The organism is Blastococcus sp. Marseille-P5729 (assembly GCF_900292035.1).
In the GTDB taxonomy this organism is placed as follows: Bacteria; Actinomycetota; Actinomycetes; order Mycobacteriales; family Antricoccaceae; genus Cumulibacter.
Genome location: NZ_OMPO01000001.1, coordinates 1,727,045 through 1,747,755 on the forward strand (window position 1 = coordinate 1,727,045; position 20,711 = coordinate 1,747,755).

20 protein-coding genes are annotated in these 20,711 nt (G+C 69.0%); 11 read left to right on the plus strand and 9 right to left on the minus strand.

The annotated features are described in order from the left end of the window. Positions 1-68: 68 nt before the first annotated feature. Positions 69-311: a hypothetical protein gene (locus DAA40_RS16175; protein WP_158716325.1), complete on the plus strand. Its 243-nt coding sequence runs from the start codon at positions 69-71 to the stop codon at positions 309-311. On the opposite strand, the gene DAA40_RS08330 is transcribed toward DAA40_RS16175, so the two are convergent. Both DAA40_RS08330 and DAA40_RS08335 read right to left on the minus strand, forming a co-directional pair. Beyond that, positions 302-2,242, minus strand: a complete 1,941-nt coding sequence (locus tag DAA40_RS08330; protein ID WP_106849131.1) for a fumarate reductase/succinate dehydrogenase flavoprotein subunit — start codon at positions 2,240-2,242, stop codon at positions 302-304. The two genes, DAA40_RS16175 and DAA40_RS08330, sit on opposite strands and share 10 nt — an antisense overlap. Beyond that, entirely contained in the window at positions 2,239-2,877 is a 639-nt protein-coding gene (locus DAA40_RS08335; RefSeq protein WP_234356298.1) for a succinate dehydrogenase cytochrome b subunit, read from the minus strand. Before DAA40_RS08335 ends, DAA40_RS08330 begins: the two co-directional genes overlap by 4 nt. A 201-nt stretch (positions 2,878-3,078) precedes the next feature. Between DAA40_RS08335 and DAA40_RS08340 the strand changes: the two genes are divergently transcribed. The 3 genes from DAA40_RS08340 (at position 3,079) to DAA40_RS08350 (ending at position 7,018) form a co-directional block, all read left to right on the plus strand. Next, complete coding sequence (locus DAA40_RS08340; protein WP_106849132.1) at positions 3,079-3,840, plus strand: SGNH/GDSL hydrolase family protein; 762 nt, start codon at positions 3,079-3,081, stop codon at positions 3,838-3,840. Positions 3,841-4,218: 378 nt separating this feature from the next. After that, complete coding sequence (locus DAA40_RS08345) at positions 4,219-6,183, plus strand: heavy metal translocating P-type ATPase (RefSeq protein ID WP_199849591.1); 1,965 nt, start codon at positions 4,219-4,221, stop codon at positions 6,181-6,183. Positions 6,184-6,304: 121 nt separating this feature from the next. Beyond that, positions 6,305-7,018 (plus strand): DedA family protein, encoded by a 714-nt coding sequence (locus DAA40_RS08350; RefSeq protein WP_199849592.1) that lies wholly within the window; start codon positions 6,305-6,307, stop codon positions 7,016-7,018. A gap of 298 nt (positions 7,019-7,316) precedes the next feature. On the opposite strand, the gene DAA40_RS08355 is transcribed toward DAA40_RS08350, so the two are convergent. Continuing rightward, positions 7,317-8,927: an acyl-CoA dehydrogenase family protein gene (locus tag DAA40_RS08355; protein WP_106849134.1), complete on the minus strand. Its 1,611-nt coding sequence runs from the start codon at positions 8,925-8,927 to the stop codon at positions 7,317-7,319. Positions 8,928-9,099: 172 nt separating this feature from the next. Between DAA40_RS08355 and DAA40_RS08360 the strand changes: the two genes are divergently transcribed. Beyond that, on the plus strand, positions 9,100-9,336 hold the full coding sequence (locus tag DAA40_RS08360) for a hypothetical protein (protein ID WP_106849135.1): 237 nt from the start codon (positions 9,100-9,102) through the stop codon (positions 9,334-9,336). Between the two features lie 12 nt (positions 9,337-9,348). On the opposite strand, the gene DAA40_RS08365 is transcribed toward DAA40_RS08360, so the two are convergent. Further along, positions 9,349-10,236 (minus strand): LysR family transcriptional regulator, encoded by an 888-nt coding sequence (locus DAA40_RS08365; protein ID WP_106849136.1) that lies wholly within the window; start codon positions 10,234-10,236, stop codon positions 9,349-9,351. A 79-nt stretch (positions 10,237-10,315) separates the two neighbouring features. On the opposite strand from DAA40_RS08365, the gene DAA40_RS08370 reads away from it, so the two are divergent. Further along, complete coding sequence (locus tag DAA40_RS08370) at positions 10,316-10,573, plus strand: hypothetical protein (RefSeq protein ID WP_106849137.1); 258 nt, start codon at positions 10,316-10,318, stop codon at positions 10,571-10,573. On the opposite strand, the gene DAA40_RS08375 is transcribed toward DAA40_RS08370, so the two are convergent. Further along, positions 10,557-10,859: an EthD family reductase gene (locus DAA40_RS08375; RefSeq protein ID WP_106849138.1), complete on the minus strand. Its 303-nt coding sequence runs from the start codon at positions 10,857-10,859 to the stop codon at positions 10,557-10,559. The two genes, DAA40_RS08370 and DAA40_RS08375, sit on opposite strands and share 17 nt — an antisense overlap. 184 nt (positions 10,860-11,043) lie before the next feature. On the opposite strand from DAA40_RS08375, the gene DAA40_RS08380 reads away from it, so the two are divergent. From DAA40_RS08380 to DAA40_RS08400, 5 genes are all read left to right on the plus strand, one after another. After that, positions 11,044-11,646, plus strand: coding sequence for a TetR/AcrR family transcriptional regulator (locus tag DAA40_RS08380; protein WP_234356280.1), 603 nt, complete (start codon positions 11,044-11,046; stop codon positions 11,644-11,646). A 30-nt stretch (positions 11,647-11,676) separates the two neighbouring features. Continuing rightward, positions 11,677-13,014: a phenylacetate--CoA ligase family protein gene (locus tag DAA40_RS08385; RefSeq protein ID WP_199849593.1), complete on the plus strand. Its 1,338-nt coding sequence runs from the start codon at positions 11,677-11,679 to the stop codon at positions 13,012-13,014. 109 nt (positions 13,015-13,123) lie between these two features. After that, a complete protein-coding gene (locus DAA40_RS08390; RefSeq protein WP_158716326.1) occupies positions 13,124-13,948 on the plus strand; it encodes a hypothetical protein in 825 nt (274 codons plus the stop codon). A gap of 108 nt (positions 13,949-14,056) precedes the next feature. After that, the gene (locus tag DAA40_RS08395) at positions 14,057-14,815 is read left to right on the plus strand and encodes a hypothetical protein (RefSeq protein ID WP_106849141.1); all 759 of its coding nucleotides are present in this window, start codon (positions 14,057-14,059) and stop codon (positions 14,813-14,815) included. Between the two features lie 98 nt (positions 14,816-14,913). After that, a complete protein-coding gene (locus tag DAA40_RS08400) occupies positions 14,914-16,320 on the plus strand; it encodes an amidase (protein WP_106849142.1) in 1,407 nt (468 codons plus the stop codon). 129 nt (positions 16,321-16,449) lie between these two features. On the opposite strand, the gene DAA40_RS08405 is transcribed toward DAA40_RS08400, so the two are convergent. The 4 genes from DAA40_RS08405 to paaC form a co-directional block, all read right to left on the minus strand. After that, entirely contained in the window at positions 16,450-17,541 is a 1,092-nt protein-coding gene (locus tag DAA40_RS08405; RefSeq protein WP_106849143.1) for an alpha/beta hydrolase, read from the minus strand. A 486-nt stretch (positions 17,542-18,027) separates the two neighbouring features. Beyond that, positions 18,028-19,131, minus strand: coding sequence for a 1,2-phenylacetyl-CoA epoxidase subunit PaaE (gene paaE, locus DAA40_RS08410; protein WP_106849144.1), 1,104 nt, complete (start codon positions 19,129-19,131; stop codon positions 18,028-18,030). A gap of 19 nt (positions 19,132-19,150) precedes the next feature. Further along, a complete protein-coding gene (gene paaD / locus DAA40_RS08415) occupies positions 19,151-19,753 on the minus strand; it encodes a 1,2-phenylacetyl-CoA epoxidase subunit PaaD (RefSeq protein ID WP_106849340.1) in 603 nt (200 codons plus the stop codon). Positions 19,754-19,755: 2 nt separating this feature from the next. After that, positions 19,756-20,634, minus strand: a complete 879-nt coding sequence (paaC, locus tag DAA40_RS08420; RefSeq protein WP_106849341.1) for a 1,2-phenylacetyl-CoA epoxidase subunit PaaC — start codon at positions 20,632-20,634, stop codon at positions 19,756-19,758. Between the last annotated feature and the right edge of the window lie 77 nt (positions 20,635-20,711).

Here is a 20,711-nt window from a genome sequence, read left to right on the forward strand (position 1 = left end):
CGTTTCGGCGTCGCCTCCGCTAGCGCTCCGGCTCGCTCAACGACCGTAGAAGGAGAACCGACACGCACGTGGGACTCGACGACCGCGAACGGGAACTCAACGACCGTAGAAGGAGAACCGACACGCGCAGGGGACTCGACGACCGCGAACGGGAGCTCAACGACCGTAGAAGGAGAACCGACACGCGCGGGGGACTCGACGACCGCGAACGGGAGCTCAACGACCGTAGAAGGAGAACCGACACGCGCGGGGGACTCGATGAGCGCGGGACGCTCCGCAGCGGGCGTGGAGGAGGAGCAGTTCATCGGTAGTCCCTTGTCTGCAGAGGTACGCGGGTGAACCCAAGATCCTCGCGATGTCGCACGGGCAGGTCGTCACGGTGCTCCCATGCGGATACGAAGCGCCACTCGTCGTCGTTGCGCAGTGCCTCGCCGCCCTCGGTCTGGTGCTCGATGCGGAAGTGCGCGCCGCACGACTCGTCGCGATCGAGCGCGTCGATGCACATCAGCCGCGCGAGCTCCAGATAGTCCGCGACGCGACCGGCTGTCTCGAGCTCCTGGTTGAGCCGCCCGCCCTCGCCGGGAACCCTCAGGTCGGTCCAGAACTGCGCCGCGAGCTCGTCGATCTCGTGTATGGCCGCGATCAGACCTTCGGCGTCCCGACTCACTCCGCACCGCGCGTACAGGATCTCCCCCAGCGACCGGTGGAAGTCGACCGCCCGCCGGGTGCCTCGGATCGAGAGCAGGCGTTGCACGCGTTGGCCGACGGCGTCGACTACCCGGCGCGCACCCGGCGCATCGGCGTCCATCAAGGGCTGGCCGAGCAGTCCCGCGAGGTACGACGGGATCGAGTAAGGCAGCGTGAACCACCCGTCCACGGACGCCGAGAGCAGCGAGTTGGCGCCGAGCCGATTGGCGCCGTGGTAGGCATTCCCGGCCTCACCCGCCACGAACAGACCAGGGATCGACGTCATCAGGTCGTAGTCGGTCCACAACCCGCCCATCGAGAAGTGCGCCCCCGGAGCGATCCGCATCGGCTGGGTGTACGGGTCCTCGCCGGTGACGTCGCGGTACATCTCGAACAGGTTCCCGTACCGCTCTGCGATCGCGTCCTTTCCCACGCGCGCGATCGCATCGCGGAAGTCGAGGTAGACCGAGTTGCGCAGCGGGCCCACGCCGTGACCCGTGTCGATCTGCTCCCGAGCCGCGCGGCTGGAGATGTCGCGCGGTGAGAGGTTGCCGTACGCCGGGTACTTGCGCTCCAGGTAGTAGTCGCGCTCGCTCTCTGGGATCCGGCCCGGATCCCGCTCGTCCCCCTCCTGCCGGGGCACCCAGACGCGGCCGTCATTACGGAGGGACTCGCTCATCAGGGTCGTCTTCGACTGCCAGGGCGAGGAGACGGGGAGTGCGGTCGGGTGGAACTGGACCATGGATGGCGAGGCGAACAGCGCCCCGGCCCGGTGCGCGCGCCAGGTGGCGGTCGCGTTCGAGCTCATCGCCAGCGTCGAGTGGAAGTACACGTTCCCGTAACCACCGGTGGCGAGCACCACGGCGTGTGCCGTGTGCGCGCTGACCGCGCCGGTGACCAGATCGCGGACGACGACGCCCTGGGCGCGGCCGTCGGACACGATCAGGTCGAGCATCTCGGTGCGGGTGTGCAGCCGGACCGACCCGCGAGCGACCTGCCGCAGCAGCGCCTGGGCGCCCGCGATCTGCAACTGCTGACCGGTCTGGCCGCGGGTGTAGTAGGTGCGCGAGACCTGCACGCCGCCGAACGATCGAGTGGCCAGCCCGCCGCCGTACTCGCGCGCGAACGGCACCCCGATCGCGTTCATGTGGTCGATGACGCGGGCCGACTCCTCGCCGAGACGGAAGACGTCGGCCTCGCGGCCACGGAAGTCACCGCCCTTGATGGTGTCGATGACGAAGCGCTCGACGCTGTCACCATCCACCTTGCGGCCTCGAGCCGAGTTGATGCCGCCCTGAGCCGCGACGCTGTGCGCACGGCGCGGCGCGTCGTGATAAGTGAACGCCTCCACCCGATACCCGAGCTCACCCAGCGCGGCCGCGGCTCCGCTGCCGGCAAGTCCCGTCCCCACGACGATCACCGTCAGGTGCGAGCGGTTCAGCGGACTGACGAGCCGGTAGTCCACCTTGCGCCTGGCCCACGCCGTGGCCGGGTCGCCGTCCGGCGTATGCGGATCCAGGCTACTTCCCAGCTGCCGGAGCTCATCGACGGTCACAGCGCGCCCACCATCACTGCGACCGGGATGGACGCATTCCCTACGAGCAAGGCGACCGCGGCAACACCGGCCAGCAGCTTGATGGTTGCCCGAGACCGCTGGCCGGTCACACCCAGGTCATGCGCCGCCATCCAGACTCCGTGCAGCACGTGGGCCGCGAGCGCCAGCATCGCCACGATGTATGCGATCGCGGACGCCGGGCGCTCGAAGCTCGCAACCAGGTTCTGATAGGCGAACGACTCCTCGGTCGTCGGTCCCTGGAAGGCCGCGGCCCCGGCGTGCCCGGTCGTCAGGTCGAGGATGTGGAAGACGACGAACGCCAGCAGCGCGATGCCCGTGAGCGGCATGGTGCGGGCCAGGCTCGACGTCCGCCGCAGCGGTGCGCGATGCCGGCCGCGGGCGCGACGGGCGCGGGTCCAGAGCACCGCCGCGCTCCAGACGTGCAGCACCAGCGCCACCGCCAGGACCGCGCGCAGGATCCACAGCAGGCCTTCGTACGGCAGCAGCGGGTGGAACGCCTCCCGCAGCCAGTGCGCGTAGTCGTTGAAACCGTCGGGTCCGCCGTACACCTTGAGATTGCCGACCATGTGCACCACGACGAACGCGACGAAGAGGACGCCGGTCACCGCCATCACGATCTTCAAGGAGTGGGTGGAGGGGCGGCGCCTCCGGGGCTGCGCTCTGCCGGCTCGGGCAGCGGACGGCCTAGCGCTCGCCGTCGCGTCAGGGGCGGGCGTCATCGCGTCCTCCAGTCCCGTGTCTGCTTCGCCTCCTCCCCACCCTATGCGGCGAACCCAGCACGGCCGAGCACCGCTGCGCGGTCGTACCATCGCTGGGTGCACGAGGTTCTCCGTTACGCCGCGATCGGCGACAGCTTCACCGAAGGGATCGGCGACGAGCGACCGGACGGCACGCCACGTGGCTGGGCCGATCAGACGGCCGCCCAGCTCGCGCGCCACCAGGTGGTCGAGTACGTCAACCTCGCGATCCGCGGCCGCCTGTTGGAGCCGATCGCGACCGAGCAGCTCGATGACGTGCTGGCGCTGGAGCCGGACCTGCTCACCTTCAACGGCGGTGGAAACGACCTGTTGCGACCGTCGTACGACCCGGACCGCCTCACCGCGCTGACCGAGCGGGTGATCCTGGCATCCAAGGCGGCCGGCGTCCGCGTCGTCGTCCTCAGCGGCGCCAACCCGAGCCGCCGCATCCCGTTCGGCGCCAAGGTGAACGCCGCCGGGATCGAGCTGACCCGGATCGTTCGAGAGCTGACCGATCGGCACGGGGTCGAGTTCGTCGACAACTTCGGGGACGGCGAGCTGGCTCGCGCGGGGTACTGGTCGCCGGACCGCATCCACCTCAACGCCGACGGGCACCGCCGGGTCGCGGCGCGGCTGCTGACCCACCTCGGCTACCAGCCTCCCTCCGGTTGGCTGACGCCGCTACCGCACCCCGATGCGCCGCCCACACGACGCGAGCAGATCGGCTACTACCGCGAGCATGTGGCGCCTTGGGTGTGGCGGCACCTGCGTGGCCGGTCCTCCGGAGACGGCGTCGAACCGAAGCACGCCGCCTGGACGACGATCCCGGCCACCGGCTGATCTACCGCGCCTCACCACTCACGGCCCGTTTGCAGGGTACCCCATAGGGGTATACAGTCGAACTGACTGCGAGATACCCCTAGGGGGTATGGGAGGTTTCGGCACATGGAGGAGAGGCAGGAGACGACGCGCCCGCAGGTGGCTCACCACAAGGTCCGCGACGGAGCAGGCCACCGGCACCATCAGGAGGGCGCGCAGGACCACGCCAGTCACGCCGCATCTGGCAGCGACGACCACGCTGGACGCGAGGGCCACTCCGGACACGAAGGGCACGCCGGGAACGAAGAACGTGGCGGCCATGGTGGCCACGGCGGCCACTCCGGACACGAAGGATCCGAAGGGCACGCCGGTCATGGTGGCCACGGCGATCACGCCGGCATGTTCCGACGGCTGTTCTGGCAGGCGCTGATCCTCGCCGTACCGACCGTCGCGCTGTCGCCGATGTTCGCCGATCTGCTCGGCTATCAGCTGCCGGAAGTGACCGGGGTGGCCTGGGTGTCGCCAGTGCTCGGCACGATCCTCTACCTCTGGTACGGGCGTCCCTTCCTCAGCGGCGCGGTCGACGAGATCCGCGCGCGCAAACCCGGGATGATGCTCCTTGTCGCGCTGGCGATCACGGTCGCGTTCGTCGCCTCGTGGGGCGCCACTCTCGGGCTGCTGGCGCACCACCTCGACTTCTGGTGGGAACTGGCGCTCCTGGTCGTGATCATGCTGCTCGGCCACTGGATCGAAATGCGATCGCTGGCGCAGACCACCTCGGCTCTCGACTCGCTCGCGGCCCTGCTGCCGGACGAGGCCGAGCGCGTCGGTCCCGACGGCCAGGTCGCCAAGATCGCGCCGGCCGACCTACAGGTAGCAGACGTGGTCGTCGTCCGCCCCGGGGGCAGCGTGCCGGCGGACGGGCGGATCGTCAGCGGCTCGGCGTCGATGGACGAGTCGATGATCACCGGTGAGTCCCGCACCGTACGCCGCGAGGAGGGCGACCAGGTCGTCGCCGGCACGGTCGCCACGGACTCCGGCCTACGGGTGGAGGTCACCGCGACCGGGGATGACACGGCACTCGCCGGGATCCAGAAGCTGGTGGCCGACGCGCAGGCCTCGGGCTCGCGCGCCCAACGGCTCGCCGACTCGGCCGCTGGGTGGCTGTTCTGGTTCGCTCTCGGGGCTGGCGTGCTGACGGCGATCGTGTGGGGCGTGCTCGGCCTGCCCGACGAGTCCGTCGTCCGCACCATCACCGTGCTCGTGATCGCCTGCCCGCACGCGCTGGGCCTGGCGATTCCCCTGGTCATCTCGATAGCCACCGAGCGCGCCGCGCGCGGTGGCGTGCTGATCAAGGACCGCGTCGAGATGGAGACGATGCGGACGGTCGACAGTGTGCTGTTCGACAAGACCGGAACGCTGACGAAGGGCGAGCCCACGGTCACCGCGGTCGAGCCGGGTAGCGGCAGCGGGCTGGACGCCGACGCGCTGCTCGCCTACGCAGCAGCCGCCGAGTCCGACTCCGAGCACCCGCTGGCCCGAGCGATCGTCCGGGCCGCCGGCGAGCGTGGACTGCGGCTGTCGGCCGCGACCGACTTCACGTCGTCCCCAGCGATCGGGGTGTCGGCCGAGGTCGGCGGGAAGCGGGTCCAGGTCGGCGGTCCGCGACTTCTCGAGCAGGCCCGCGGGCAGGAGCTGGAGATCGCCGACACCTGGCGCGCGGACGGCGCGACCATCCTGCACGTGGTGATCGACGGTACGGTCGCCGGCGCACTGGAGCTCGCCGACGAGATCCGACCGGAGTCCCGCGAAGCGGTCCGTGCACTGCACGACCGTGGTGTCGAGGTCATCATGATCACCGGCGACGCCGAGGCGGTCGCCGCCTCCGTCGCCGCCGATCTCGGAATCGACCGGTACTACGCCGAGGTCCGCCCTGAGGACAAGGCTTCGACGGTGGCCGGGCTGCAGTCCGAGGGGCGCCGGGTCGCGATGGTCGGCGACGGCGTCAACGACGCGCCAGCACTGGCGCAGGCCGACGTCGGCATCGCGATCGGCGCCGGGACGGATGTCGCGATCGCCTCGGCCGGCATCGTGCTCGCTTCCGACGACCCGCGGTCGGTCGTCTCCGTCGCCGATCTGTCAGCAGCGGTGCGACGCAAGAGCTTGCAGAATCTGGCCTGGGCGGCCGGTTACAACCTCGTGGCGGTACCGCTCGCGGCTGGCGTGCTCGCTCCTGTCGGGGTCGTGATGCCGATGTCGGTGGGCGCCCTGTTGATGTCGGCGTCCACCGTCGTGGTCGCGCTGAATGCGCAGCTGCTGCGCCGGCTGGATCTGCGACCGGAGGCGGTCACGGACAGCCATTGATCGTCCTGCGTCCGTGATGCCCGCGGCCGGGTCGAATCCGGCGTCGACGGGTGGTTCTGGGCGGCGTTAGTCTCGCCTCACCGCGGCGGGCGCGGCGGGTTTCGTTGCTAGCGTGGACGCCATGTCTGTCACGGTCCTCGCCCAGTCCAGCTCTGAGCTCGGCGGCATCGCCGGCTGGGCGGTTGACCTCATGGAGAAGCTCGGTGGCCTCGGCGCCGGCCTGGCGATCGCGCTGGAAAACCTGTTCCCGCCGCTGCCGAGCGAGGTGATCCTCCCGCTGGCCGGGTTCACCGCGAGCCAGGGCAAGATGAGCCTGGTCGGGGCCCTGCTGTGGACGACCGCCGGATCGGTCGTCGGTGCCGCGATTCTCTACTGGCTCGGCGTCCTGCTGGGCCGCGACCGGCTGCGCGCGATCGTCGACAAGATGCCGCTGGTCAGCCTCGCGGACGTCGACAAGACCGAGGCCTGGTTCGATAGGCACGGCAAGAAGGCCGTCTTCTTCGGCCGAATGATCCCGATCTTCCGCAGCCTGATCTCGATCCCGGCCGGCATCCAGAAGATGAGCTTCGGCGTGTTCGTGCTGCTGACCACCGCCGGGTCGGCGATCTGGAACACCATCTTCGTGCTCGCGGGCTACTTCCTCGGCTCGAACTGGGACAAGGTCGAGGTGTACGCCGGCTACTTCCAGTACGTCGTGATCGCGGTCGTCGCGGTCCTGCTGATCTGGTGGCTGGTGCGCCGCATCCAGGACATCAGGCGGCGCCGCGCCGCAGGCCTTCCGGACTCCGACGACCCCAGCGACCTCGCGCGCGCCAAGCGCCACCCGCACGCGTAACCGACACTGCCGGCCCACCACGTCTCGGCGTCGGTCGCTAGCGCTCCCTCGCTCGACGACCGTGGAGCTAACGGTCGTCGGTCGCTAGCTAGCGCTCCCTCGCTCGACGACCGCGGAGCTAACGGTCGTCGGTCGCTAGCTAGCGCTCCCTCGCTCGACGACCGCGGGGATAACGGTCGTCGGTCGCTAGCGCTCCCTCGCTCGACGACCGCGGGGATAACGGTCGTCGAGCGAGCGACGAAGGAGCGACGCCGAGACGCCGTGAGATGAACGCGGTCGGCTGAGATGGAGCAGTCGGTTACTCGGGGAAGGCGCGGTCGATGATGGCCGCGGCGTCCACGCTGGCGGGAAGCGTGCCGAACACCTGCCCCCAGTCGCCGTCCAGCCGGGTTGCGCAGAAGGCGTCGGCGACGTACGACGGGGCATGCTGCACCAGGAGCGATGCCTGCAGGCCCAGCGCGAGGTCCTGAGCGACCCGCCGGGCGGTCTGCGGGGTGGCCTCCTGCAGCGAGAGCTGCAGCCGATCCAGATGCTCATCGAGACGCTTGTCGGCACCGGCCGCAAGCGCGAGCTCCTTCGTCACCGCCGATACCGACTCCGGCTCGCGGCCCATCGCCCGCAGGACGTCGAGCGAGATGACGTTGCCCGAGCCCTCCCAGATCGAGTTGAGCGGGGACTCGCGGAACAGCCGCGGCATGCCGGACTCCTCGACGTACCCGTTGCCGCCGAGGCATTCCAGCGCCTCGCCCACGACGTACGGCGAGCGCTTGCACACCCAGAACTTGCTGGCGGCAACAGCGAGCCGCGCGAACTCGGACTCTCCGGAGTCGAAGGCCGAGGCCAGCCGGGTCATCAGCGCGGTGGCCGCCTCGACCTCCAGGGCGAGATCGGCAAGCACGCTCTGCATGAGCGGCTGATCGACCAGCCGTGCCCCGAATGCGGCACGGCCTCGCGCGTGGTTGATCGCCTGGACGAGCGCGGCGCGCTGCCCTGCGGTCGAGCCGATCACGCAGTCCAACCGGGTCATCGACACCATCTCGATGATGGTCTGCACGCCCCGCCCCGCGTCTCCGACCAACCAGCCCACGGTGCCGTCGAACTCGACCTCGCTGGAGGCGTTGCTCCTGTTCCCGAGCTTGTCCTTCAGCCGCTGCAGGTTGAACACATTCCGCTCGCCGTCCGGCAGGATCCGCGGCACGAGGAAGCACGAGACCCCAGCGCCCTCCACCTGGGCGAGGATCAGGAACAGGTCGCACATCGGCGCACTGGTGAACCACTTGTGACCGGTGATCCGCCAGGTGCCGTCGTCCGCGGGGACGGCGCGAGTGCTGTTGGCGCGGACGTCGGACCCCCCTTGCTTCTCGGTCATCCCCATGCCGGCGAGCAGTCCCTGCTTGGTCGCGGGCTCGCGCAGTCCCGGCTCATAGACGGTCGAGGTCAGGCCGGGCTCGTACTCGCGGGCCAGCTCCTCGTTGTGCCGCAGCGCGGGAACGACCGCGTAGGTCATCGAGATCGGGCAGCCGTGCCCAGCCTCGTTCTGGCTCCAGAGATAGAATCCGGCGGCCCGCCGGAGGTGCGCGTGCGGATCGTCGTCCGCCCATGGCGTGCCGGTCAGACCCTCACGTACGGCGACCGTCATCAGCTCGTGGTACGCCGGGTGGAAGTCGACCTCGTTGACCCGGTGGCCGTAGCGGTCGTGGGTCTTCAGCACCGGCGGATAGGCGTTCGCGTCGATTCCCCACTGCTGGATGTCCGGCTCGCCGAGCAGCCGGCCGATCCGCGACAGCCCGGCGGCGGTCGGTTCGTCAGCCAGCCTTCGCACCGACTCCTGCAAGGGTGTGTCGCGGGCCGCGGCGTCGTACCCGATGAGCGGCTCGGCCTGATTGAAGACCTCGTGAGTGACTGGCATGGATGCGGACCTCCAGATGCGCAACGGCAATGGCGCGACGTCGAACCAGCAGCCGCCATCGAGACGCCCCGCCGGCATGTTCTGACGACCAGGTTGTCATCTGCTCGCGCCATGACAACCTAGGGGACCACCAGCATCCCCCAAAGTCCGCCGGCTGGGACAATGGTTCGCAATGCCTCCCGAAGTGCTGCTCACTCTCGTCGTCGTGCTCGGCCTCGTGCTGGGCGCGATGGCCGTGACGGGCGTTCTGGCGTGGCTGCTCGTGCTGGTGTTCCGGGCGCGCGAGGGGCGACGGCCTCCGGCCGAGGGGCGCGAGCAGTCGACTGCCGTGGCGAACGGGGTCTTCGCGCTCGACTCGGACGGCGGGCTGCTCGAGGACGACACCGGCCAGGGAGAGCGCGCAGGCTGAGGGCCGTGGCCGTCAGTCGCTCTCGGAGATGATCTCCTTCAGGATGGCGACGACCCGCTCGGCGGCGGGGTTGGGCACCGCGCTCTCTCGCACGAGCACCGACAGCCGGCGCACCGGCGTGGGCGCCGACAGCTGGACGATGCGCACGCCCTCGGGTAGCAGCTTGGTCGCCAGCATCGGCAGCAGGCAGATGCCGACCCCCGCCGCGGCGAAGGACAGCGCGGTCATGTGATCCTCGGCGTACACGGCCCACCGCGGCTGGAAGCCCGCGGACTCGCAGGCCGACGTCGAGATCTGCTGGCATGGGTTGTGCGGGGCGTCGAACTGGATGAACGGCGTGTCGGCGAGCTCGTTGAGCGCCACCGCTTCCCGACCGGCGATCGGGTGGCTCTCGGCCACGGCGATCACGTAGGGGTCGTCGAGCAGCGGCGTGCGCCGGTAGCCGACGGGCTCGGGCTCATGGGCGCGTTCGATGGTGAGATTCACGTCGGGCACCACCCCGTGGTCGGCGTTCTCGGTAAGCACGAACTGCAGGGTCAGGTTCGGCAGCTCGTCGGTGAGCCTCCGGGCGAGCGTCGGCATCCAGCTCGTCCCCGCGGAGGCGAAATACCCGACGGTCAGGCTGGCCGTTCGCCCGGCGCGCAGGTCGTCGATCTCGTTCTCGAGGCGGGCGAGGTGCGCGATCAGGTCGTCGCTTCGGGCCAGCAGCTCGCGGGCCGCCTCGGTGGGTGCGATGCCACGGCCCTCCTTCTCGAACAGCAGCAGCCCGGTCTCGCGCTGGAGGACGGCAATCTGCTGGCTCACATTGGACGGCGTGTACCCGAGGTTGGTCGCGGCGGCATTGATCGTGCCGCTGGCCATGACGGAGCGGAACACCCGCAGGCGGTTGATGTCGAGCATGCCAACACCTTACCGACACTTATTGATCCGCAAAAACCATTCGCTTGTCCTAACGGTCGGGCAGGCGGATCGTGGAGACATGACGATCTTCAGCCGCACCCCTGGCCGCTTGCCTCGCAACCGTTCCAGGCTCGCCGGATCGGTGCCCTTCGCGGATCGTGACGCCGTACGCGAGGCCGCCGACCTGGCCGCGATCCGCGACGCCCGCCCCGCCCTGCCCGCCGACGACACGCGGCGTACCTCCGCATCGGTCCGCAACGGCGGACTATCTGCCGTGAGGTACGCCGCGAACGGGGCTGGGATTGCCGATCGGTGCGGGGCTACGCTCGCTCGCTGATGAACATGGTGATCAGCTTGTCGCCGCCCCAGCTGGCGAGGTCCTTGCCACTCTCCTTGCCGGCGTCCGACCCGAGCGCGGCCTGCAGGTCCTCCAAGGAGTCGAAGACCAGCTCGGTGACCAGGTAAAGCTGCGGCTCTCCGGTCAGCTGCTGAACGCGCCGGTTGACCCGCACCTCCTTGAGCCCGGGCATCTTGCCGGCGATGGCTAGATGACCCTCGTACGCCTTGTCGAAGGCTGCGGCGTCCTCGGGCATCTGGTAGATGGCAAACAGCGAATGGCTCATGGTGGCTCACTTTCTGGTCGGTGATCGATGCCGGACCGGGATCGGTACGGCGGCGGGCAGCAAGCCGCCCGGATTGCAGGCGAGCCTATCGACGGAATCTCCAAGCGAACAGTCTGGATTTTCCGGGCGTACTACGGCAGACTTCTCTGACCAACCGAACGGTTGGTCGGATCGAAGGGATGCCGTGACCACCTCCAGCACACGCCGCCGACAGCACGATGCCCACTCCCTGCTGCAGGTGGCGGTCCGCACCTTCAATGAGCGCGGGTACGACGGGACGTCGATGGATGCCATCGCCAGCGCCGCCGGAATCACCAAGTCCTCGATCTATCACCACGTCTCGGGCAAGGAGGCCCTGCTCGGGCAAGCCCTGGACCACGCGGTCGCCGCGCTCGACGACGCCCTGCTGCCGGCCGAGCAGGCGCTGCAGATGCACGCCCGGCCGATCGATGCGATCGAGACCGTCGTACGCCGCACCACCGCGGCGCTGCTGAAGGACGTCGAGACCATCACCCTGTTCCTGCGAGTACGCGGCAACAGCGAGACCGAACGACGCGCCATCGAGTCTCGCCGCGCCTTCGACGAACGCGTCTCCGGCCTGCTCCAGGCGGCGGCGGACGCCGGCGAGCTCCGCGCCGGCATCGACCCGCCCTTGATGACCCGGCTGGTCTTCGGAACGGTCAACTCACTCGTCGAGTGGTACCGGCCAGGTGGCCGGCTCAGCCCGCAACAGGTCGAGGATCACGTGGTCGCCCTCGTGCTCGACGGACTCCGTAGCCGTGACTAGGACCGAACCCACCCCAGAGGAGGAAGCAGCATGATGGCCGAGGCCACCACGCAGATGTTCGATCGCGACGCCCAGACCATGCCCGTCGAGCAGCGACGAGAGCAGCAGCAACGCCGGCTCCAAGAGCTCCTCGCCCGCGTGCAGAACGCATCGCCCCAGCACCGGCAACAGCTGCACGGCATCGATGCACGCGAGGTCACCCTCGACAACCTCCACGAGCTCCCGACGGTGAGCAAGAAGGAGCTCCGCGAGTACTACCCCCTCGGTGCGCTCTGCGTCGAGCGCGGCGACCTGCGCCGGATCCACGCGACCTCCGGCACCTCGGGCCGCCCGACGATCGTCGCCTACACCGAGCGCGACATGGAGGTGATGGGTCGCACGAACGCCCGCGTCCTGGACGCCGCCGGCGCGAAGCAGGGCACGCTGGTCCACAACGCCTACGGCTACGGCTTGTTCACCGGCGGGCTCGGGATGCACCAAGGCATCGAGCATCTGGGCGCCTGCACCGTGCCGATCTCGGGGGGCATGACCCAGCGGCAGGTCACCCTGATCCGCGATCTGTATCCGGAGATCCTGCTCTCGACCCCGTCGTACGCCGCGACGCTGGCCGACGCGATGGCTCACGAGGGCATCGCTGCGTCCGCCAACTCGCTGCGGGTCGGCATCTTCGGCGCCGAGCCGTGGAGCGAGGGCATGCGGGCTTCGCTCCAGGCCGGGCTCGGGATCCGGGCGATGGACATCTACGGCATGTGCGAGCTGCAGGGGCCCGGCGTCGCGTTCGAGTCGCTGGACTCGCCGGGGCACATGTTCATCAACGAGGACTTCTTCTACCCCGAGTGCATCGACCCCTACACGGGGGAGGCGGTCCCCGAGGGCGAGGTCGGCGAGCTGGTGTTCACGACGCTCACGAAGGAAGCCGTACCGGTGATTCGCTACCGCACCGGCGATCTGGCGTCCCTGCAGCGCATCGACGACCCGGGTGGCCGCACCTTCATCACCATGTCGCGCATCGTCGGGCGCTCCGACGACATGCTCGTCATCCGCGGCGTCAACGTCTTCCCGAGCGAGATCGAGGCGGTACTGCTGACCGATGACCGCGTCTCGACGGCCTACACCCTGGTGATCGACGAGCGCGGAAACATGCCGACGCTCACCGCGGTCACCGAGCCGATGCCGGATGTGCCCGCATCGCAGATCGATCCGATGCTGGGCCAGCTGCAGCACGCCCTCAAGGACCGGCTGGGCATCTCGTGCCAGGTGGTGCTGTCGCCGCCCGGCGGGCTGCCGCGCACCGAGGTGGGCAAGGCGGTGCGCGTCAAGCACTGGCGCAAGGGCGAGGACTCCCCCTTCCCTGGCCTGCTCGGCTGAGCCGCCCGCTCAGTCGGCTACGTGCGGCGCTTCCTGGTGCGCGACTCGGCCCCAGCGCACCAGGAGTCATCGCCGTGGGCCACGGCTAGCGGGCTCGTAGACTGGGTCGATGGAGCTGCCACGGGTGCACCAGCGGATGCGATTCGGCTGGCTGGTCGAGGCCGGCGTCCTGATCGTGTTCTTCAGCCCGCTGCTCTGGGGCATCTCGGCGCTGCTCGATCTGCCGACCTGGATCACCCGCACGTTCATGTGGATGACGGTGTTCCTCGTGGTGTGCCTGCTCGTCGCGATGATCGCAGCACCCTTCGTGACCAGGTCCGAGCGGCGCGCGTGGAGCCGGTTCATGGCGCCCCCGGGAGTGGACTATCGGCCGCAGGACGCCGGCCTGGCCGCGCGGCTGGCGCGCTTCCCGGCCTTCCCCTTCGACCTCGGACCCGCCGAGCTGCACGTCGTCGACGTTCTGCATACGGGCCACGCCGGGGTGCCGGTCGCCTGCTTCACGCTCGTCCGCAAGGTGCCGAGCACTCCGCGCGAGATCTATCAGGTGATCGCTGCCGAACTGCCCGGCACGCTCCCCTATCTCGGCGTCAAGGTCCCGCTGGAGCTGCGCGGCGCCGGCCTGCGCGGCAACCGGGTACAGATCGAGTACGCCGAGTTCAACGAGCGCTACCTCATCTCGACCTACGACGGCTCGGCTCAGGCGCGCAAGTACGCGGTCGACGTCCTCAACCCTCGCGCGGTGCAGGGGCTGCTGGAGCACGAGCCGCACGATGTGACCATCGCCGGGCGGTACGCCGTGAGCACCGGTCATTTCACGGGCAAGCCGGACCACACACTCCAGCTGCTCCAGACCCATGGGCGGGCCCTGGCGCAGCTGGTCGCCTGGATCCCCGCGCACGTATACGCGACGTACGGTGAAGCCAGCAGTCGGTAGCCGCGGGTGGCTCATGGTGCTGGCCACTGTTCACCGTGGCGCCCACCCCGGGCGGCCGGACTCTGGTAGACCAATTGCCGTAGCCACCAGCAGAAGCACGAGGAGCACATGAGCACGCCGCAGCCGTCACGCCGGTCGATGTCCAGCCGCGACTGGGCCATGTTCATCGCCGCGTTCCTCGGTGCATTCCTGCTCAGTCTCGGCTTCACCCGCGAGTCGACCGGCGCGAAGATACTCCTGATCCTGCTGGGCATCCTGATGCTCGCGGTCGCGGCCGGCATCCTGCTGTCCGAGCTGCGCGACCGGTCCGCCGAAGCCGCCGAGCGGGAGAGCTGGGAGTCCTTCGAGGACTCCCTCGAGGAGGGCGTGCGCTTCGATGTGCCGGACGGCATGGGGTACGCCGCCGAGCTTCCGCCGGTGCTGGATGACCTGCGGGACGCCGGTGAGCCCGCCGACGGCCAGGCCCGGCACGCGATCGTCGGCGAGCGCGGCGAGATCCACTGGTGTGCCTTCCAGCACGTCCGCGGCGAGGGCGCGGTCGCGACGATCGGGCTCGTCGGACTGCACCCCGACCGCGACGCGGACAGCTACCCGCTGTTGTCGGTCGAGGTCGCGGACCCGAATGCCGAGGGCTTCGACGAGCGGTTCACCGTCCAGGCCGAGGATCCCGGCTTCGCCGAGCAGGTGCTGAGCGAGCAGACCCGCGCCGAGCTGATGGAGCACATCCCCTTCGACTGGCAGCTGGCCGGCAATCAGATCATCACCCGGGTCGACCGTGCGAGCAGCCCCGAGGAGCAGGTGCGCTTCATCGAGGAGCGGGTCGAGCCGCTGGCCCGGATCGCCGCCCGCATCCCGCTGGACGCCTGAGCGCCCCGCCAGGCTCACCGGGCCGCCTAGGACCTGCCGCGCGGTCCCGACGGTCGCACCCTTCTGGACAGCGAGCTACTGACGGGTAACATCGCGTCATGGCTGAGCACGTGAACGCATTCCTGGACGATGCCCTCGGCGACTCGGACGCCGTGGACCTGGCGCAACGCATCGCCCGCCGCGAGCTGAGCGCGGTCGAGGCCGTCGACGCCGCCATCGTCCGGGCACAATCCATGGGCCCCGTGCTGCACGGCCTGGCCCATGAGGCGTTCGACACCGCTCGACACAATGCCGGGCTACCGCGCGACGGGTTCTTCGCCGGCGTCCCGACCCTCGTGAAGGACAACATCGATCTGCAGGGCCAGCCAACCAACCACGGCTCACGGGCCTTCACCGCCGACCCGGCACCACGGCACGGCGCGTTCACCAAGCGCTTCCTGCAGACCGGCGTGATCCCGCTGGGCAAGAGCAGGTTGCCCGAGTTCGGCTTCAACGCCTCGACCGAGTTTGCGGACGACGACCCGGTGCCCAACCCGTGGAACACCGCTTACTCGGCGGGCGCGTCCTCGGGCGGCTCCGCAGCGTACGTCGCGGCCGGGGTCGTTCCGATCGCGCACGCCAACGACGGCGGCGGCTCCATCCGGATTCCCGCGGCGGCCTGCGGATTGGTCGGCTTGAAACCCACCCGCGGCCGGCTCCCGAGCGAGATGCTGGGCTCGATGCTTCCGGTCCGAATCATCTACGAGGGCATCGTGAGCCGCACGGTACGCGACACCGCGGCCTTCTACCGCGAGATCGAGAAGGTGTACCGGCCACGGCGGCTGCCGCCGATCGGCGACGTCAGCGCTCCGATGCGCCGCCGCATGCGGATCGGCTACCTGACCCAGACGCCGGTGGCAGAGATCGACGCTGAGACCGCGCAGGCGTTGCAGCGCACCATCGCACTGCTGGAGTCCATGGGCCACCGCGTCGAGGAGATCCCGGCTCCGGTCGACGAGCAGTTCGCCGAGGACTTCTCGTTGTACTGGACGATGCTGTCGTTCATGATCATGAGCGTGGGACGCCGAGCGCTGCACCGCTCCTTCGATCGCGCCAAGGTCGAGAACCTGACCCGCGGCCTGTACGACGACTTCGGCCGGCACCGCACCCGGTTGCCCGGAGCCATTCGCAGGCTGCGTGGGCTGTCTGGGCTCTGGTCGCAGAAGTTCTCGGCGTACGACGCGGTCCTGTCGCCGACGCTGGCGCACACCACTCCGCAGCTCGGCTACATCTCGCCGGTCGAGCCGTTCGAGGTGCATTTCGAACGGCTGAAGCAGTACGTCGCGTTCACGCCGCTGCAGAACGTCACCGGTGATCCCGCAATCTCGTTGCCGCTCGGGACGACGTCCACCGGTCTGCCGATCGGCATGCAGCTGGCCGCGGCGCCCGGCGATGAGCGCACGCTGCTGTCGCTGGCCTTCGAGGTCGAACAGGCACAGCCGTGGCCCTCCCTCGCCGCCGCCTGAGCGGGCCCGCGACCTACTCCTGCGTGATCAGCACGGTATCTACACCTGTGGCGACGACATCCAGGTCGGCGGGCAGCGACTGCCCGTCGGGACAGGCCGCGAGCATTGGCACAGTCCTGCGGAACTTGTTCAGGCGATGTGCTGCAGGAGAGCCTGCAGGACGTCGTCCTGACGCTCGAGATGTGGCGAGTGCCCGACCTGCGGCAGCGTGAGCTCTCGGTAGCTGCCGCCGGCTGCGGCGTACTTCTCAAGCACAGCGCGGGTCTGGGCGATCATCGGCTGCGCGGGCAGGACGTCCGCGCCGGGGTAGCCCGGGATCAGGCCGGCCTGCCCGAGCACCGCGAGGTCCAGCCCCGCGGCGTCCCCGACGATCAGGTCGCGATCGCCGCGCACCCATAGCACCGGCGGCTTCTGGTCGATGTCGACGATGTCGTCCCAGCGGCAGTACTTCGGCGACATTGAGTTGAGGATGCCTTTGACGCCCGGCGCGAACCCCGGCCAGTTGGACGACGTGGTCGAATCGCCCGGGTAGAAGCCCGGACCGGTGTGGGTGGTGAGCATCGCCGCCACCCACATGTCCTCGTCGGGCGACGGCGCGGCCTGCGGGAAGACGTACAGCGAGCGGAGCGTGGCCCGCGGCGAGACCATCTCTGGGCTCTGCGGCGTGCCGCTGCCGTCGGCGTCCTTCGCCGCCAGCAGCTCTACCAGCCGGGGGTTCGCGCCACCGCCGCCTGTTCCGGCGGCGTCGTCGAAGACCAGCTCGCCGTTCTCGCCCTTGGTGCACCCATACCCGTACGGCGAGATCGGTGCCTGCAGGGTCAGGGTGCGCACCCGGCCGGGCGCCTCGATCGCGAGCCGGGTGACCACGCCCCCACCCATCGACCAGCCCATCGCGTCGACCTCGCTGAGCCCGAGGGCATCGAGCAACGCGACGACGTCGTCGACGTGATCTCGCAACCCACGGGTGGCGTCGATCGGCTTGGGCTCGGTCTCGCCGTACCCGCGCAGATCGGGGGCGATCGGCAGCACGTCGTCGGGGAGGGCGAGCATCAGCCGCTGGTAGAACAGCGACGACGAGATGTTGCCGTGCACGAGAAGGAGCGGCCGGCCGGTGGTCTGACCTGAGCGGGTCAGCACTCGCACGCGCAGGCGCGTGGTGTCGACGTCCGAGGCCTGGATGCCGTCGAGGATGGGGTTCGCCTGAACGGGAGTGAGATCCATCGGCCCAGCGTAATCGGAGCCGGGGCGGTGTCCTTCCGGTTATTGGTTCACCGCACGGCGTCTCGGCGTCGCCTCCGCTAGCGCTCCGGCTCGCTCGACGACCGTTGTACCGCGGAACCGCACGGCGTCTCGGCGTCGCCTCCGCTAGCGCCCCGGCTCGCTCGACGACCGTTGACCCGCGGATCGTGCGACCGCCGTTGTAGCGTGGCTCGCTCGACGACGGTTGTTACGCAGAACCGCACGGCGTCTCGGCGTCGCCTCCGCTAGCGCTCCGGCTCGCTCGACGACCGTTGAAGCGCGGGCCGTGCGACGACCGTTGTACCGTGGCTCGCTCGACGACCGTTGACCCGCGGGCCGTGCGACCGCCGTTGTACGTGGATCGGTCGACGACCGTTGTGTCCTGCGTCGTGTACCCCTCATCGATGACCGCGGAAAGGACCAACCAGGAGGGCGGCGTTCGTCCGTGAACGACTTTCGCAACACGTCCTAGATGTCGAAGTCGACGGTGACCTTCTCGGTGAGCGGTCGTGACTGGCATGCGAGCCGGATGCCGTTGGCGGCCTCGTCGGGCTCGAGCGCCCAGTTGACCTCCATCTCGCCCTCGCCCTCGGTGATCTTGCAGCGGCAGGTGCCACAACCCCCGCCGGTGCACGCGAACGGCACGTCACCCCGCACCTCGAGCGCGGCGTCCAGGATGGAGATGGTGTCCTTCTCCAGGTCGAAGGACGCCTGGCGCCCGCCCAGGATCATCGTGACGTTCGAGAGGTCCTCAGGGTTGATCGTGGAGGCCTCGCTGCGCTTCTTGCGCTCGCGCGGCTTGTCCTCGACGTGGAACAGCTCGAAGTGCACCTTCTTCGGGTCGATTCCCTTGCTGGCAAGGAAGTCGCGCGAGCCGATGACCATCTCGAAGGGTCCGCAGATGAACCACTCGTCGATCTCGCCAAGCGGGATCAGCTGATCGGTGAGTGCACCGAGCTTCTCGGCGTCGATCCGGCCGTTGAACATCTCGACCACCTGCGCTTCACGGCTCAGCACGTTGATCAGCTGGAACCGGTCCGGGTAGAGATCCTTCAGGTCGGCGAGCTCCTCGAGGAACATGATCGTCGAAGTGCGCTGGTTGCCGTAGACCAGCGTGACCTGAGACCTCGGCTCGGTCTGCAGAATCGTCGTCACCAGGGACAGGATCGGCGTGATCCCCGACCCCGCCGCAAGCATGACGTAATGCTTGGCCTGCGCCGGGTCGACGCGGGTGGTGAAGTTCCCCGCGGGCGGCAGGACGTCGATTATGTCCCCCACGACGAGGGCGTTGATCGCGTAGGTGGAGAAGACGCCGTCCTCAACGGCCTTGATCGCCACCCGCAGCCGGCGGGAGGCCGGGGATGCGCAGATCGAGTAGGAGCGCCGGAGGTCGGCGTCGTCCTGCCGGCGGCGCAGCGTCAGGTGCTGGCCGGGCCGGAAGACGAACTCCTCAACAAGATCCTCCGGCACGTCGAACGTGACGGCGACACTGTCGTCCGTGAGCCGGTCAATGACGGCAACGGTTAGCGGATGGAAGGTGGTGTGCGCCGGGGCCGGCGTCGTGGCGGTCATCGGATGCTCCCGGAGAGGGTCATAGTGGCTTGAACCAGTCGAAGGGCTCGCGGCAGGCGAGGCACCGATATAGGGCCTTGCAGGACGTCGAGCCGAATCGCGAGATCTGCTCGGTCTCGAAGGAGTGGCAGTACGGGCACTTCACCGACAGGCCCACCGTGACGGGACCTTGCATGACGGGCCGGGTTCCCGTCGGCGGGGCGATTCCCGACTGCTCCAAGGCTTCGAGGCCGGCCGGCGTGATCCAGTCCGTCGACCACGCGGGCTCGAGGACCAGATCGACCGTCACCTCGGAATACCCGGCCTGGGTGAACACCCGACGGAGATCTTCCTCGATCGCCTTCATGGCAGGGCATCCGGAGTAGGTCGGGGTGATGGTGACAGTAACGCTGTCGCCATCGGCTCGTACGTCACGCAGGATGCCCAGTTCCGCGATCGACAGCAGCGGGATCTCCGGATCGTTGACGTGCGCGGCGATCTCCCACAGGCTCGCGCCGTCCCCGAGCTGGCTGGGACTCTTGGTCTGCGAGCCGTCGAAGTCGGCGGTGGCCGGCCGATCCCCGTAGCCAAAGGGATTGCGTGCTTCGTAGCCACGGTCGGTTCCGGAAGCGGTGTCGGCCATGATCACCACGTCGCGTCCGGGTATGCGCGGGCGACGGACTGCATCTCGGCGAGGATCCGGTCGAGATGCGCGGTATGCTCGCCGCGACGTCCGCCCCGCGCGTGCCACTTGGTCGTCGGCACGGTGCACGTCGAGGTCTCAATCGTTGCAGTCATCCGGGCCAGCCAGGGCTCGTGCAATGCCTTGGTGTCGACGAAGGTGCCGTCGGCGACCAGCTCATCGAAGAGGGCGTCGGTCGGTCCACCGGTCGCTTCGACGCCTGCGTCGGCGTCGAACAGCTCGGCGACGTACGGCCAGATCCGGTCGAACCCGGCCTGCATACGCGCGTGCGACTCGTCGGTGCCGTCACCCAGCCGCAGCGCCCACAGCGAGAAGTGGTCGACGTGGTATGCGACCTCCTTGCTCGACTTCTTCGCGATGGCTGCGATCTGGCTGTCGGTCGAGCGCTGCAACGCGCCGTACAACAGCTGCTGGTAAAGCGCGAAGGCGAGGTTGCGGGCGACCGTCTCGGCGAAGTCGCCGTTCTCGATCTGTACGATGTGCGCACAGCGAAACTCCGCACCCGACCGCCAGTAGGCGAGGTCGTCCTCACTCTTCGCCGGGTCCATCAGGGACCCAGCGTAGGTGTAGAGCATCCGGGCTTGGCCGAGCAGATCGAGGCCGGTGTTCGAGATCGCGATGTCCTCCTCGAGGACCGGCGCCTTGAAGCTCCACTCCAGCAGCCGCTGGGTGAGGATCAGCGCGTCGTCGCCCATCCGCAGCAGCCCGTCGATCTTGGCGGGGTAGAGCGGTGTGTAGGTCGCCGTCCCAGCGACCCGGGCTGCGATCTCGGCGGGATTGTCGCCGACGATCACGTCCTGGTGCGGCAGCTGTTCGCTCATGTGGTCATCCATCCAGCTCATGTTGGGGTGAGTGCGCCCCATCTGCGGTGGGCCGGCCAGGGCTATCGGCGTGATAT